The organism is Serratia sp. S4, assembly GCF_000347995.1.
Taxonomy (GTDB): Bacteria; Pseudomonadota; Gammaproteobacteria; order Enterobacterales; family Enterobacteriaceae; genus Serratia; species Serratia quinivorans.
The window spans coordinates 1,144,010-1,158,955 of record NZ_KB661120.1; the positions used below are offsets into that span (position 1 = coordinate 1,144,010).

The 14,946-nt window shown below is 54.2% G+C and carries 15 protein-coding genes; 3 read left to right on the top strand and 12 right to left on the bottom strand.

Features of this window, described 5'->3' with window-relative positions; translation table 11 throughout:
• Window positions 1–13: 13 nt before the first annotated feature.
• Together ispA and xseB are read right to left on the bottom strand one after the other, a co-directional pair.
• The gene (ispA, locus tag SERS4_RS0105980) at window positions 14–934 is read right to left on the bottom strand and encodes a (2E,6E)-farnesyl diphosphate synthase (protein WP_017891828.1); all 921 of its coding nucleotides are present in this window, start codon (window positions 932–934) and stop codon (window positions 14–16) included.
• A 5-nt stretch (window positions 935–939) separates the two neighbouring features.
• Window positions 940–1,203: an exodeoxyribonuclease VII small subunit gene (gene xseB / locus SERS4_RS0105985; protein WP_012005520.1), complete on the bottom strand. Its 264-nt coding sequence runs from the start codon at window positions 1,201–1,203 to the stop codon at window positions 940–942.
• A 232-nt stretch (window positions 1,204–1,435) separates the two neighbouring features.
• Between xseB and thiI the strand changes: the two genes are divergently transcribed.
• Window positions 1,436–2,884, top strand: coding sequence for a tRNA uracil 4-sulfurtransferase ThiI (gene thiI / locus SERS4_RS0105990; RefSeq protein ID WP_017891829.1), 1,449 nt, complete (start codon window positions 1,436–1,438; stop codon window positions 2,882–2,884).
• A 33-nt stretch (window positions 2,885–2,917) separates the two neighbouring features.
• Here the strand turns inward: thiI and yajL are convergent, their stop codons facing one another.
• Complete coding sequence (gene yajL, locus SERS4_RS0105995; protein ID WP_017891830.1) at window positions 2,918–3,508, bottom strand: protein deglycase YajL; 591 nt, start codon at window positions 3,506–3,508, stop codon at window positions 2,918–2,920.
• Window positions 3,471–4,382: a 2-dehydropantoate 2-reductase gene (gene panE / locus SERS4_RS0106000; protein ID WP_026142234.1), complete on the bottom strand. Its 912-nt coding sequence runs from the start codon at window positions 4,380–4,382 to the stop codon at window positions 3,471–3,473. The genes yajL and panE overlap by 38 nt, the downstream gene beginning before the upstream one ends.
• Window positions 4,383–4,564: 182 nt before the next feature.
• Here panE and SERS4_RS0106005 point away from each other — a divergent pair, with 182 nt between their 5' ends.
• Window positions 4,565–5,056 (top strand): YajQ family cyclic di-GMP-binding protein, encoded by a 492-nt coding sequence (locus SERS4_RS0106005; RefSeq protein WP_012005524.1) that lies wholly within the window; start codon window positions 4,565–4,567, stop codon window positions 5,054–5,056.
• A gap of 203 nt (window positions 5,057–5,259) precedes the next feature.
• Here the strand turns inward: SERS4_RS0106005 and SERS4_RS0106010 are convergent, their stop codons facing one another.
• The 8 genes from SERS4_RS0106010 to SERS4_RS0106045 all read right to left on the bottom strand — a co-directional run bounded on the left by SERS4_RS0106010 (window position 5,260) and on the right by SERS4_RS0106045 (window position 14,171).
• Complete coding sequence (locus SERS4_RS0106010) at window positions 5,260–6,624, bottom strand: MFS transporter (protein ID WP_017891832.1); 1,365 nt, start codon at window positions 6,622–6,624, stop codon at window positions 5,260–5,262.
• A 200-nt stretch (window positions 6,625–6,824) separates the two neighbouring features.
• Entirely contained in the window at window positions 6,825–7,715 is an 891-nt protein-coding gene (gene cyoE, locus SERS4_RS0106015) for a heme o synthase (protein ID WP_012005526.1), read from the bottom strand.
• Window positions 7,716–7,732: 17 nt separating this feature from the next.
• Window positions 7,733–8,071, bottom strand: a complete 339-nt coding sequence (locus tag SERS4_RS0106020; RefSeq protein ID WP_012005527.1) for a cytochrome o ubiquinol oxidase subunit IV — start codon at window positions 8,069–8,071, stop codon at window positions 7,733–7,735.
• Complete coding sequence (locus SERS4_RS0106025) at window positions 8,068–8,685, bottom strand: cytochrome o ubiquinol oxidase subunit III (protein ID WP_012005528.1); 618 nt, start codon at window positions 8,683–8,685, stop codon at window positions 8,068–8,070. The genes SERS4_RS0106020 and SERS4_RS0106025 overlap by 4 nt, the downstream gene beginning before the upstream one ends.
• Window positions 8,675–10,666 (bottom strand): cytochrome o ubiquinol oxidase subunit I, encoded by a 1,992-nt coding sequence (gene cyoB, locus SERS4_RS0106030; protein ID WP_012005529.1) that lies wholly within the window; start codon window positions 10,664–10,666, stop codon window positions 8,675–8,677. The genes SERS4_RS0106025 and cyoB overlap by 11 nt, the downstream gene beginning before the upstream one ends.
• A 3-nt stretch (window positions 10,667–10,669) precedes the next feature.
• A complete protein-coding gene (gene cyoA, locus SERS4_RS0106035; RefSeq protein ID WP_026142235.1) occupies window positions 10,670–11,620 on the bottom strand; it encodes a cytochrome o ubiquinol oxidase subunit II in 951 nt (316 codons plus the stop codon).
• Window positions 11,621–12,060: 440 nt separating this feature from the next.
• A complete protein-coding gene (gene ampG / locus SERS4_RS0106040) occupies window positions 12,061–13,539 on the bottom strand; it encodes a muropeptide MFS transporter AmpG (protein WP_017891834.1) in 1,479 nt (492 codons plus the stop codon).
• A gap of 53 nt (window positions 13,540–13,592) precedes the next feature.
• Window positions 13,593–14,171: a lipoprotein gene (locus SERS4_RS0106045; protein WP_012005532.1), complete on the bottom strand. Its 579-nt coding sequence runs from the start codon at window positions 14,169–14,171 to the stop codon at window positions 13,593–13,595.
• A gap of 361 nt (window positions 14,172–14,532) precedes the next feature.
• Between SERS4_RS0106045 and bolA the strand changes: the two genes are divergently transcribed.
• Complete coding sequence (gene bolA, locus SERS4_RS0106050; RefSeq protein WP_012005533.1) at window positions 14,533–14,847, top strand: transcriptional regulator BolA; 315 nt, start codon at window positions 14,533–14,535, stop codon at window positions 14,845–14,847.
• The last annotated feature ends 99 nt before the right edge of the window (window positions 14,848–14,946 follow it).

Below are 14,946 nucleotides of genomic sequence, written 5' to 3' on the forward strand. Positions count from 1 at the left end.
TTAACGTCACACGTTAATTGTCGCGTTCAATAATGAAGCTGGCTAACGCTCGCAATGGCGCTGTGTTATAAGATTGTGCTGCCAAAGTGTCTAATGCAGCTAAAGCTTCCTGATAGAGATCCCACGCTTTTGCTTTCGCGCTGTCAAGCCCGAGCAAAGCTGGATAGGTGCTCTTTCCGTGTTGCTGGTCCGCCCCCTGGCGTTTACCGATTTTTTCGGTTTCGCCGACCACGTCCAAAATATCATCCTGTACCTGGAACGCCAGGCCAATCGCAGCGGCGTAGCGATCAAGCTGCACCAGTGCGGCGCGGCCAGGCTCACCGGCGGCTAATGCCCCAAGGCGAACGGCTGCGCGAATCAAGGCGCCGGTTTTGTGTCGATGGATTTGCTCCAGCGCTTCCAGACCAATCTGCCGGTCTTCGGCTTCCAGATCCAGCGACTGGCCGCCACACATGCCGGCAACGCCGCTGGCGGTTGCCAGTTCGGACACCATCGCCAGCCGGTCGCGCAGTGCCACGTCGGGCATCTCGGCATCGGCCAGAATGGAAAATGCCAGCGTCTGCAGGGCATCGCCGGCCAAAATGGCGTTGGCCTCACCAAATTTGATGTGGCAGGTCGGCTGACCGCGACGCAGATCGTCGTCGTCCATCGCCGGCAGATCGTCATGGATCAAAGAATAGGCGTGAATGCATTCTACCGCAGCGGCGGGCGCATCCAAATTATTCAGTGATACGCCAAACATCTGTCCGGTGGTGTACACCAGGAACGGACGCAGACGTTTACCGCCCAGCAGCGCGCCGTGACGCATTGCCGCCACCATGTTGCCATCATTGAACGGCAGTGGCGCGATAAAATTAAGCAGCGTGCGGTCGGCCCGCTGGCGTAAAGCCTGCAACTGGTCAGAAAAGGCGGTCTGTTGGACAGTCTCGGACATGGTGATTACTCGGCATCCGGTGTGAAAGGCGTCAGCGCGGCATCATCGGCGCTGTCGTTAAGCAAAATTTGTACGCGTTGCTCCGCCTGCTGCAGTTTCTGCTGGCCCTGGCGTGCCAACTGTACGCCGCGTTCGAACTCATTGAGCGCGTCTTCCAGCGGTAACTCACCCGATTCCAGACGCGTGACGATGCTTTCCAACTCGCTAAGGGAGCTTTCAAAGCTGACGCTTTGCTCTGTACTGTCTGATTGTGCAGGTTTTTTTGGCATAATTTTCTTTTTACATCATCATGTGAACAGTGGCGCCAGAGCCTATCTTAGCGGGTCTTGATTGGCAAATCATGGCGCACATGTGTGGTTTTGTGCACCGAGCCCCACCAGATAGTGGTATACTCGGCGCCGCAAATGCGATTGATAAAACATTCGGCAGCCCCGTTGGTTTTATCAATCGCATATACATTGTAAATCCTTTTCCCTCGTAATTCTGACAATAAAGACCGCCATGAAGTTTATCATTAAATTGTTCCCGGAAATCACCATCAAGAGCCAATCTGTGCGCTTGCGCTTTATCAAGATCCTCTCGACCAGTATTCGCAACGTCCTGAAGCAGTATGATGAAACACTGGCGGTTGTCCGTCACTGGGATCATATCGAAGTTCGCGCCAAAGATGAAAACCAGCGGCCGGTGATTGCCGACGCGCTGACGCGCATTCCCGGTATCCACCACATTCTGGAAGTGGAAGACCGCGACTATACCGATATCCACCATATTTTCGAGCAGACGCTGGAAGCCTACCGCGAGCAACTGGAAGGCAAGACCTTCTGCGTGCGCGTTAAGCGCCGCGGCAAGCAGGACTTCAATTCGCAGGACGTGGAGCGTTACGTCGGTGGCGGTCTGAACCAGCATATTGAAAGCGCGCGCGTTAAGCTGTCGCATCCGCAGGTGACGGTTAACCTGGAAATCGAAAACGACAAGCTGATGCTGGTGAAAGCCCGCCGCGAAGGCATCGGCGGCTACCCGGTAGGCACCCAGGAAGACGTGCTGTCGCTGATTTCCGGTGGTTTCGACTCGGGTGTTTCCAGCTATATGCTGATGCGCCGCGGTTGCCGCGTGCATTATTGCTTCTTCAATCTGGGTGGCGCGGCGCATGAAATTGGCGTGCGTCAGGTAGCTCACTACCTGTGGAACCGCTTTGCCAGTTCGCACAAGGTGCGCTTTATCGCTATCGATTTTGAACCTGTGGTTGGCGAGATCCTGGAAAAGATCGAAGACGGCCAGATGGGCGTGGTGCTCAAGCGCATGATGGTGCGTGCCGCTTCGCAGATTGCCGAACGTTATGGCGTGCAGGCGCTGGTGACCGGTGAAGCGCTGGGGCAGGTATCCAGCCAGACGCTGACTAACCTGCGCCTGATCGACAACGCGTCCGATACGCTGATCCTGCGTCCGCTGATCTCCCACGATAAAGAGCACATCATCAAAGTGGCGCGTGAGATCGGCACCGAGGACTTCGCCAAGACCATGCCGGAGTACTGCGGTGTGATCTCGAAAAGCCCGACGGTGAAGGCGATTAAAGCCAAGATCGAAGAAGAAGAAGGGCACTTTGATTTCAGCATTCTTGACCGTGTGGTCAGCGAAGCCAAGAACGTGGATATTCGCACCATCGCCGAGCAGACTCAGGAGCAGGTTACCGAAGTCGAAACCGTGGCGGAGTTCGATGCTGACCAGGTGATTCTGGATATTCGTTCTAACGACGAGCAGGAAGATAAGCCGCTAAAGCTGGAGCAGGTCGAGGTGAAACCGCTGCCGTTCTACAAGCTCAGCACCCAGTTTGGCGATTTGGATCAGAGCAAAACCTACCTGCTGTACTGTGAGCGCGGCGTAATGAGCCGCCTGCAGGCGCTATATTTGCTGGAGCAAGGCTTCACCAATGTTAAGGTTTACCGCCCGTAAGTCATTTAGGGGGCGCACTGCCGCCCCCGTGATTTAATCGCGAAAATCGTACATTCCAGGTATCAATACCAGCTGAGCGGCGATCTCCGCCGCTTTGGCTTTCCCCAGTAGTAAATCAATCAGCTTCAGCGCAAACTCCATTGAAGTTCCCGGCCCCTGGCTGGTGAGCAGGTTAACGCGCGGATCGAACACCACACGTTTTTCTATCCATTTGTCGGCCGGGATCTGTTCTTTCAGCCCCGGGAACCCGGTCATATTGCCAATGGGGAACAGATCGTGGTGTTGCAGCACCAGCGCCGGTGCTGCGCAGATGGCGGCGACGATATTGCCCTGCAGGTGCATCTGACGCACTTTCTCCACCAGCAGCGGGCTGTCGCGGAAGCACTCGGCACCTTTCAGGCCACCGGGCAGCACAATGGCGTCGAAAGGCTCGCCCACAATCGACACCAGCGGTGCATCGGCCAGCAGTTTTACCCCGCGTGAACAGACGATAGTCAGGTCGCCATCGCCGGCTACGCTGGCGGTGGTGACTTTAACGCCCGCCCGCACCAGCAAATCTATCGTGGTGACGGCTTCGATTTCTTCGCTACCAGGTGCCAGGCAGACCAGCGCCGATACGCTCATATTCATTTTCCTTTCGCTTAATCAATTCAAACAGACGTGCGTTCTCTGGCAGAGTCACGCCGTGGCTACGCGCGCGGCGCAGCAGGTAACCGGTAATGTAGTCGATTTCGGTGTGTCGCTGGGTGCGGATATCCTGCAGCATTGAAGAGACGTTGTCCGCAGTGCTTTGGATCACTTCCATGACGTACTGCAGCAAGCCCTCGCATGAGGTGTGGTAGCCCTCCATTTCCATCACGCTGGAGACCTCGCGGCAGATAAGCTCGATTTGTTCGGGATAGCGTTGCAGATCGCCATTACGGCAATTATACAGCGCCGTGAGCGGGTTGATCACGCAGTTGACCGCCAGCTTGCGCCAGTTCGCCGAAGCGATATTATTGTGCCAGGCGACGTCAGGCATGGCCTCGTGCAGCACTTCTGCCAGGTGGCTCAGTGATTGCGCCGCCGGGGAGGTCGGGCCGATATGGGTGGTGCCACTGGCGACATGGATAATAGTGCTGCCGTCATGACGCGCAGCATGGGTAGTGGTGCCCTGCAGTATCGGTTGGTTGTTCGGCGGCAGTTCATCCTGGGTGCCCATGCCGTTATGCAGCAGCAGGATCGCGCAGCGTGGGTTCAACTTTGGCAGCAGCGTGCTGACCGCACTCGATACCTGCCAGGCTTTCAAGGTGACCAGCAGCAGTTCGCTCTGGGCTAAATGTTCGGGGTCGTTAGTGGGTAAATTACGGTTGAACGAAGCGCCTTGCGGCTCAATAACGTTCACTGCGCAGAAGGGTTGTGGCACCCGTAGCCATCCCTGTACATCGTGACCCTGCTGATAAAGCCGGGAGAGCCACAGTTGTCCGAGCGCGCCGCAACCAAGAATAGTTATTTTCATCCAGACTCCTTGGGGTAACGGGAATATCGCTCAATGACTGTCTTATAATTATAGACTTTTCTGCTGTTCGGCGGCTTATCCGCCGGTAGCTTCAGCAGATTTTGCCTGAGACGCTAAAGCGGTTATCATGCTCGGCATCGAAATCGCCTATCTCAATAGGCTCTCATTCAGGAGGAAGAAGTATGCCATCTTTCGACATTGTTTCCGAAATTGATATGCAGGAAGTGCGTAACGCCGTCGAGAACGCCACGCGCGATCTGGGCACCCGTTGGGATTTCCGCAACGTGCCGGCCAGCTTTGAGCTGAACGAAAAAGACGAAAGCATTAAAGTTGCCAGTGAATCTGATTTCCAGGTGCAACAGTTGCTCGATATTCTGCGTGAAAAGCTCAGCAAGCGCAGCATTGAAGGCAGCGCACTCGAGATCCCGGAAGAAATGACTCACAGCGGTAAAACCTACAGCGTGGATGCCAAGCTGAAGCAGGGGATTGAAAGCGCCCAGGCGAAGAAACTCGTCAAGCTGATCAAAGACAGCAAGCTGAAGGTCCAGGTACAGATTCAGGGCGATGAAGTGCGGGTGACCGGCAAATCACGCGACGATCTGCAGGGCGTGATGGCGCTGGTGCGCGGTGCCGATCTCGGACAGCCGTTCCAGTTCAAGAACTTCCGCGATTAAGGTTTTTGCGAAGGTGACGATCTTGAAGGGCCAGCTTGCTGGCCCTTGGGTTAGATGACAAAGTTGTCTTTGAGCCTGAGATACTCGGGCCTAGCGCACCGAGGGGCACTCCGGCGGGCAAGCCGCTACGACCCCTTCGGCACGCTCTCCCTAATAATGGGCTTTGTCAGCCGTCTGAAGGGCCAGCTTGCTGGCCCTTTTCTTTACAGTGAATTCACCAGCGCTTCCAATTGGACTCGGTTGGTTTGTTTGGTATCGACCTTCACGTAGGCGCTGCGCTCTTCCGGCACCACTATCGCTTCCGCCACGCCCGGTTGGGCTTTCAGGCGGCTTTCCAGTGCCGAATCCTTCACGGCCAGTTCCGACAGCGTAATACGCAGGCTGCTGACGTAAGGCGGTTCTTGCATGGTGCTGCTGACCAAAAACCAGATTGCCGCCAACACCGCCCCGGCGATAAACACCAGTCCCGCGCCCTGCAGGCCATACAGCAAGCCACCCAGGCTGCCACCGATCGCCACGCCGATAAACTGGCTGGTGGAGTAAACCCCCATCGCCGTACCTTTGTAGCCGGCCGGAGACTCTTTGCTGATCAGCGAAGGCAGAATGGCTTCCATGACGTTAAACGCCATAAAGAACAGTTGCACGCCGGCAATGATGCCCCACAGGTGCGCGCCGGACAGCCACAGCAGCGCTTCCGCGCAGAACAACACCGCTACGCAACCCATAAAGACCTGCTTCATGCGGCGCTTCTTCTCGGCATAAATGATAAAGGGCACCACGGCAGCAAAAGAAACCAGCATGGTGACCAGATAGACAATCCAGTGTTCGCTCGGCGCCAGACCGGCTTTTTCCATCGCCAGCGGCAACGCCACGAAGCTGGACATCAGCAGGATATGCAGACACATGATGCCGAAATTGAGCTTCAACAGCCGGGAGTTGCTCAGCACCTTGCTGAAGCTGCCGCGTACGATGCTCGATTCCCGGTTCAGCACGTGGTGGCTGGCCGAAGGAACCACCGCCAGAGTGATCACGATGCCGGCTAATGCCAGCACGGCAATCATCCAAAACAGCGCATGCAGGCCAAAGGCGTGGGTAACGATCGGGCCGACCACCATGGCAATAGCGAAGGTAATACCGAAGCTGACGCCGATAAACGCCATTGCCTTGGTACGATTCTGTTCCCGGGTCAGGTCGGACAGCAGTGCCATCACTGCCGCGGCGATAGCGCCGGAGCCCTGTAATGCCCGGCCGAGGATCACCCCCCAGATGGAGTCGGTCGCGGCGGCAATGACACTGCCCAGCGCAAAGATCAGCAGCCCGCCGACAATCAACGGTTTACGGCCGATACGATCGGATATCAGGCCGAAGGGGATCTGAAACACCGCCTGCGCCAGGCCATAAATACCGATGGCGATACCGATCAGCGTTTCGCTGGCGCCGTTCAACGCCATACCGTAGGTGGTCAGTACCGGCAACACCATAAACATGCCCAGCATGCGCAGTGAGAATACCGTGCCTAATCCCCAGGTCGCTCGTCTCTCCAGCGGGGTCATTGCATTATCGTTCATTAAAACCTCATTAAAAGCCATTCCGTCAGGCTATCGGTGATAACGCCTGAGGGGATAGCTTCTGTGAAAGAAGCGTCATTTTAGTGTGAAGGGCAGGGGGGGTAAATCTAATGTTGTTTAACAGATATTACAGTTCGTCGGCTTTTGGGCGAGACAAATAAAATGGGCCGCTAAAGCGGCCCATTCACAGACGATTTGGCTTACCAGACGTACGTCATCAACGCTTCCGGCGCGGCTGTTGCGCTGAAGTCGATAGACATCATTACGCTCAGCGAAGTGATAGCAACAATCGAGAACACAAACAGCTTGCGTGCCCAAACGCTGTCATTTTCGGTTTTGTAACCACGCAGTGCCATGCCCAGCCACCATACGCTCACCGCCGCAGCGACAATCAGGTATTTGTAGCCGGCGTAGCCGCCCAGGGTCAACATCAGGGTGGCAATCATAAACGCCACAATGTAGACCGTGATGTGGTTCTTCGCCACCGAAATGCCTTTCACTACCGGCAGGACCGGAATGTTGGCTGCCTGGTAATCTTTAAAGCGGAAGATGGCAATCGCATAGGAATGCGGCATCTGCCACAGGCTAAAGATAGCCAGCAGGATCAACGCGCCGGCATCGAACTCGTTGGTGACTGCGCAATAACCGATAACCGGTGGCGCAGCGCCCGACAGGCTGCCGATCAGCGTGCCATAGACCGAGTGGCGTTTCATGTACAGGCTATAAACACCGACATAAACCACAAAGCCCATCACCGCCAGCCACATGGCCAGCGGGTTGGCACCGATATACAGCAACGCAAAGCCCGCAATACCCAGAGCGGTAGCATAAACCAGGCTTACACTCGGCGCGATCAGGCCCTTAACCAGCACCCGATTCTTCGTTCTCTCCATTTTCTTGTCGATGTCGCGGTCAATGTAGTTGTTAAATACACAGCCCGAAGCGACAACCAACGAGACCCCCACCAGGGTGGCGAGAAACAGGGGATAGTCGATGCTCCCTTTAGAGGCGAGCAGGAATCCCCCGACGACAGAAATTAAATTGCCGAAAATAATTCCTGGTTTAGTTACTTGCAGGTATTGCTTAATCATCACGTCCAGCTCTGCTCTTAATCGACCATCATATTGATGTTGAGGTTGTACATAATCCAGAGTGAACCCACAACAACGATACCGATGATCATAGCGGTGAACAGCAATGCCACCAGGTTCCAGCGCTCTTCCGATGAGGTATTCATGTGCAGGAAGTAAATCAGATGAACAACAACCTGAATCACCGCCATGCCGACTACAACCGCCAGGATAGTTGAATGAGAGGCGGTGCCGCTCATCACCATCGCAAATGGAATCACCGTCAGGATGATCGACAGAATAAAGCCGATCAGATAGGTCTTGACGCTACCGTGGCTTGCGCCGCCGTGAGAAGTTTCATGGGATGAATGACTCATGACATAACCCCCAGCAGGTAAACAACGGTGAATACGCAGATCCAAACCACGTCCAGGAAGTGCCAGAACAGGCTCAGGCACATCAGACGGGTTTTATTGGTTGAAGTCAGGCCGCGCTTGCTGACCTGAATCATCATGATAACGATCCAAACCAGACCGGTAGTCACGTGCAGACCGTGGGTAGCAACCAGTGCGAAGAAGCCGGACAGGAACGCGCTGCGATCCGGACCATAGCCTTCAACGATCAGGTGATGGAATTCATAGATTTCCATCGCTACGAAGCCCAGACCAAACAGGAAGGTCAGGAACAGCCAGGTATTAACGCTGCCAACCTTGCCTTTGTTCATGCCGATCATCGCCATACCGTAGGTGATGGAGCTGAACAACAGCAGGAAGGTTTCAACCAGAACAAACTTCAGATCGAAGATGTCTTTGCCAGAGGGACCGCCAGCGGTCCCGTTCACCAGTACTGCATAAGTCGCGAACAAGCTCGCAAACAAAATACAGTCGCTCATCAGGTAGATCCAGAATCCGAAGACTTTGGTCTCACCTGCGTCGTGGTGCCCATGCTCTGCATGGGCTGCGTCATGGTTAGTCAGAGTATCAGTTGACATGTTTCACGCCTGCTTTGCTGATTTGTTCATAGTGTTGGTTTTCAATGCGCTCGATTTCATCAACCTGCACATAGTAATCAACATCTTCATCGAAGCTCTTGGCAATCCAGGTCACGATCATACCTACGAAGGCAGCGATCGCCATCCACCAGATGTCCCAGATCATCGCGAAACCAAATACCAGGCTGAAGCCAGCAATAATCACACCGGCGCCGGTATTTTTCGGCATATGAATCGGTTCGTATTTCGCCGGTTTCTTATAAGCGTTGCCTTTTTCTTTCATGTCCCAGAATTCATCACGGTCATGAATCTGCGGCACTACGGCAAAGTTATAGAACGGCGGTGGAGACGAAGTAGACCACTCCAGCGTACGAGCGCCCCATGGGTCACCGGTCAGATCACGGTTCTGCTCACGGTCACGCACACTGACGTAAATCTGAATCAGTTGGCACAGGATACCGCAGGCAATCAGAGCCGCGCCGCCAGCCGCTACCAGCAGCAGTGGGTGGAACTCTGGGTTGATGTTCTGGCTGATACGACGAGTCATACCCATAAAGCCCAGAGCATACAGTGGCATAAAGGCCACGAAGAAACCGATGATCCAGAACCAGAACGCACGGATACCCCAGGTCTCGTTCAGCGTGAAGCCGAAGGATTTAGGGAACCAGTAGGTCAGGCCGGCGAAGCAACCAAACACCACACCACCGATAATCACGTTATGGAAGTGGGCAATCAGGAACAGACTGTTGTGCAGCACGAAGTTCGCGCCCGGTACTGCCAGCAGAACGCCGGTCATCCCACCCACGGAGAAGGTGATGATGAAGCCGATGGTCCACAGCATTGCGGAGTTGAGCTGAATGCGGCCCTGGTACATGGTGAACAGCCAGTTGAAGATTTTCACCCCGGTAGGGATGGAAATGATCATGGTGGCGATACCGAAGAAGGCGTTAACGTTCGCGCCGGACCCCATGGTAAAGAAGTGGTGCAGCCATACGATGAACGACAGAACGGTAATCGCGATGGTTGCCCATACCAGTGAGGTATAGCCGAACAGGCGTTTTCTTGAGAAGGTCGCGGTGACTTCAGAGAACACACCAAACACTGGCAGAACCAGGATATACACCTCTGGGTGACCCCAGGCCCAAATCAGGTTGATGTACATCATCATGTTGCCGCCCATATCATTGGTAAAGAAATGGAAGCCCAGGTAGCGATCCAGGGTCAGCAACGCGATGGTAACAGTCAGAATTGGGAAAGAAACGATGATCAGGACGTTAGTACACAGCGCCGCCCAGGTGAACACCGGCATCTTCATCAGAGGCATGCCAGGAGCACGCATCTTCATGATGGTGGCGAAGAAGTTCACACCGGTCAACAGGGTACCCAGACCGGAAATCTGCAGACTCCAGATCCAGTAATCGACCCCGACGCCAGGACTGTATTCCTTACCCGACAGCGGCGGATACGCCAGCCAACCGGTCTGCGCAAACTCACCCACCCCCAGAGAGATGTTGATCAGGACGACACCCACCACGAAGAACCAGAAGCTCAGGGAGTTCAGGAACGGGAAGGCAACGTCGCGCGCACCGATTTGCAAGGGTACAACCACGTTCATCAGGCCGACCACGAAAGGCATCGCCATGAAGAAGATCATGATTACGCCGTGGGCGGTAAAGATCTGGTCGTAGTGGTGCGGCGGCAGGAATCCGGCCTCGCCGGCGGACGCAAGCGCCTGCTGGCTACGCATCATGATGGCATCGGCAAAACCACGCAGCAACATAACCATTGCCACGATGATGTACATGATACCAATTTTCTTATGGTCGACCGAAGTCAGCCAATCGCTCCATAGCCATTTCCACTTGCCGAAATAGGTTATCAGAGCCAGCAGAGCCAGACCCCCGATAACAATTGCAGCAACGGTGACCATGATGATCGGTTCGTGGTACGGAACCGCATCAATCGTTAATTTTCCCAACATCAGTTATTCCTCGGCTCCGGCGTGAGCTGCATGTTCACCCATGTCCATACCCTGGCTCATGTCCATACCTTCGTGCGTGGTAGCGCCCTTGTGCATGTTCATGTCGCCCATAAATTTGCCAATAGTTTCTTTGAACAAATTCGGTTTGACACTGGAGAAGTACTCAACCGGGTTATTTTCACTCGGCTCTGCCAGTTTGTTAAAGTCGCTGGTGGCGTTAAGGTTAGTCGGCGATGCTTTCACCTTGGCAACCCACTGATCAAAGTCGCCTTCGGTTGGGGTGACAATGGCGGTGAACTTCATGCCGGAGAACCCGCGACCGCTGAAGCTGCTGGAAATACCGTCGTATTTGCCTGCTTCATTGCCGATCAGGTGCAGTTTGGTCTGCATCCCGGCCATCGCATAAATCTGCCCACCTAACTGAGGGATAAAGAACGAGTTCATTACCGAGTTAGAGGTGATTTTGAATTCAACTGGAACGTCTTTCGGGAAAGCCAGTTCATTAACCGTTGCGATGCCTTGTTCCGGGTAGATAAACAGCCATTTCCAGTCGAGCGATACCACTTCGATAGTCATCGGCTTCTTGTCAGTGACAATCGGCTTGAACGGATCGAGTTCGTGGGTGGTCTTCCAGGTTATGGTGCCAAGGATGGCGATGATAATGATAGGAATGGTCCAGACGACCGCTTCGATTTTGTTGGAATGTGACCAGTTCGGACTGTATTTGGCATCTTTGTTGGAAGCACGGTACTTCCAGGCAAAGGCGAACGCCATAAAGATAACTGGTATCACCACGATCAGCATTAATGCGATAGCAGTGATAATCAGTGTCCGTTGCTCAACACCAATTGCTCCTTTGGGATTCATCAATACCATATTGCAACCACTGAGCATTACAGTGGAGGCAATTAATGACAACATCCCAATACTTTTATTGTATTTCTTAAGTCTCATCTAACGACCTCAATTACAAAGGCTCTATTGTCGTTTCATGTGTGCGGGCATTTTACGGGAAGGTTGCAGTACTGTAAACATGCTTAAGGGAGTGTCAGCGCCTTGTTGACACTTTCTGTTAAGGGGGTCACAGATGTCACGTTGCGTGACAATTTACTAATGGCAACAAAGCGTTGGCACGCTGAATCGTGCCGGGCAATTCGTATGTTAAGGAAAACTAAAGGTATGATGAATCCAGCAGGTAAAAACGCTTTTTGGAAATACGAATGAAAGGTTTATTTAATGTAAAAGAATTGTGTCTTAAAGGTGAATTTAATTTTATTTCCCGAGCGCTACACTCGGATAAAAAAATAATTTGGACGGGAATTATATTTTTTAACTAAATAAATACATCACACTGATGCATTTTTGCCGACCGGTGTTACCACCGGCCGACGATATCAGGCCAACCGGGTACGCCGCAACGCCAGATAGTCCAACAGGCTGCCCATGACAATGCCCACCAGGCTCAGCGCTGCACCCATCTGCAGTAACCGATCGGCCAGGTTTGGCAAGGCGCTCCAGTCGAGTGCATTGGTGATAAGCAGAATCAACCACAGGCCCAGCAATGAGCAACCCAGGGTCAGCATACGCAACGCCCAGCGGTAAAATTGCCGGAATTCGGTGCGCGGCATGAAGTTATCCGTGCGCTGGGTATATTCCAGCGTCTGTCGACACAGGCGCAGCAGCAACAGACCGGGCAGGGCCGCGGCAATCGAGAATAAATAGAACAGCGGCCAGCCGTGCGCTTCAACAAACCAGCCGGCAATCGGGCCAACATAGACGCGGCCGACGGCGGATAACGCCGACAGCAGGGCAAACTGGGTGGCGGAAAATGATTTGTTGCACAGCGTCATCAGCAGCGCGACGAAGGCGGCGGTGCCCATGCCGCCGCACAGGTTTTCCAGGAAGATAGCGCTGCCCATCGTCATGATGTTTTTATCGGTCACGGCCAGTATCCAGTAACCGAGATTAGAGACCGCCTGCAGGATGCCGAACAGCATCAGGGCGCGGAACAGGCTGAGGCGTTGCATCAGCACGCCGCCAAACAGCGCCCCGACGATAGTGGCGAACAGGCCGAGAGTTTTGTTCACCAGCCCCACTTCCCCGGCATCGAACCCAACGCCGCGGATCAGGAAGGTGGTGCTCAGGCTGCCGGCAAAGGCATCGCCCATTTTGTACATCACAATCAGCAGTAGAATCAGCCAGGCATTGTTACGCGCGAAGAAATCACGCAACGGGGCGACTACCGCCTGTTCCATGGTACGCGGTGCCGGAATGCTGTCGTCCGGTTCCGGTGCCAGCAAAGTAGCGGCGATGCCGATCAGCATCAGTCCGGCCATCAGCCAGTAGGTTGACTGCCAACCGAAGTAACGATCCGCCAGCCACAACGCCAGCCCGCCGGACACCAGCATCGCCAGGCGGTAGCCCAGAACCGAAACGGCGGCACCGGTGCCGCGTTCTTCAGCGCTCAACAGATCGGTTTTATAGGCATCGAAAACAATATCCTGCGACGCAGAACAGAACGCCACCAATACCGCCAATGCTGCCAGCCACCACAGATGCTGTGTCGGTTGCATAAAGCCCATCGCCACAATCGATACTACCAGCAGCACCTGGCTGATCAGCAGCCAGCCGCGTCGGCGACCGAGGAATGGCGGGGTATAGCGGTCCATAAAGGGTGACCACAGGAATTTGAACACATAGGCCTGACCGACCAGCGAAAAAATGCCGATGGTTTTCAGATCGATGCCTTCGACGGTCATCCAGGCTTGCAGCGTGCCGGAGGTCAGTGCCAGTGGCAGACCCGAGGCAAAGCCCAGCAGCAGCAGGATCGCGGAGTTACGCTGGGTGAAGAGGTTCAGATAGTGTTTCGACATGAGTTCCCTGTCTGCACCGCCCGACTGTCCGGGCGGTGCAAGGCGTTCGCGGATTAACGCGCGTTTTGCTTGATAAAGTCGTTGACGCTGGTGTCCTGCGCCATATCGGCAATAACGTCACCCAACACGCTATTGACCGCGTTAGTAATTTTATCGTTGGTTGCCGTGAAGGCGCCCTGGACGTTATAAGTTGAGCGGTAGTTTTTCACCTGCTTATTGCCGTTTTTCGCCTGAGCGATGATCGAGATATCGGCCTTGGTGGTGATGTTGTAGCGCAGGTTGCCTTCGGAGACGTCTGCGTACAGGTTATTCACCACGATTTGCAGATCAACGGCGCCGTCGGCACCGATCATATAGCCGCGTGCGCCCATTTGTTTCTCTAACACTTCCTGCAGCAAGAAGCGCAGGTCGCGTGATGGCGTCAGCGTCACGAGCTGGCCGTCGCGGTTAACTTTGGCCAGGGCCTGATCTTTGCGCTGATCCGCGCCGTTAATGCTGATGGTGACGCCTTGCAGAGTCGGGTCCTGCTGCGGCAATACGATCTTTGGAGTCACGTTCAGGGTGTTGCTGCTGGTAGCACAGCCGGCCAGCAGCAGTGCGGCCAACAGTGGAAGGCAAAGTTTCTTTAACATAGTTACTGTCTCATTCTCGATGGATTTTAAGCTGCCCAATCCCAATATAGAGAGGCTGGCTTGAGCAAGCTTTCTGTAATAATCAGAGCGGGATAGCCAACAACAAATTGTCGACATCATAGCATCGCCGCCGGCCGGAGGAAGCGCAGAACGCACCGGAGTGACAAATTTTTACCTGCCGTTGATAAAAACATGCTTTTTTGACCGTCTCAATCAGAAAAACCTCAAGCGGCGGCGGATGTTGGCCGTTTTTTGTCCGCAAAGAAGAGAAATTTACCTGCGCAATGGTCTAAAAGGGGAGAAAGAGGCTAATATTGAAATAGATGGGGACGGTCCTCTGCCGGTGTAGTAAGGAGATCCTATGATTCGCGAGCAAATAGAAGCAAAGTTAAGGGCGGCATTTGAGCCCGCGTATCTGGAAGTCGTTGATGAAAGCTATCGTCATAACGTTCCGGCGGGTTCAGAAAGTCATTTCAAGGTGGTGTTGGTCAGCGATCGCTTCGTTGGCGAACGTTTCCTGACGCGGCATCGCTCGATTTACGGCGTCCTGTCGGAAGAGTTATCCGATGGTGTACATGCGCTGGCGTTGCACACTTATACCCTGAAAGAGTGGGAAGGGCTGCAGGATACCGTGCCGGCTTCCCCCCCTTGTCGTGGTGCCGGAACCTTGGCCTGACGGCTAAATTTGCGGTATCAGTGGAACTTTGACCACGATTTGGGGTATTACTACAGACGAATTTTGGAACGGCCTGCGGGCCGTTTCTGTTTTTGACGA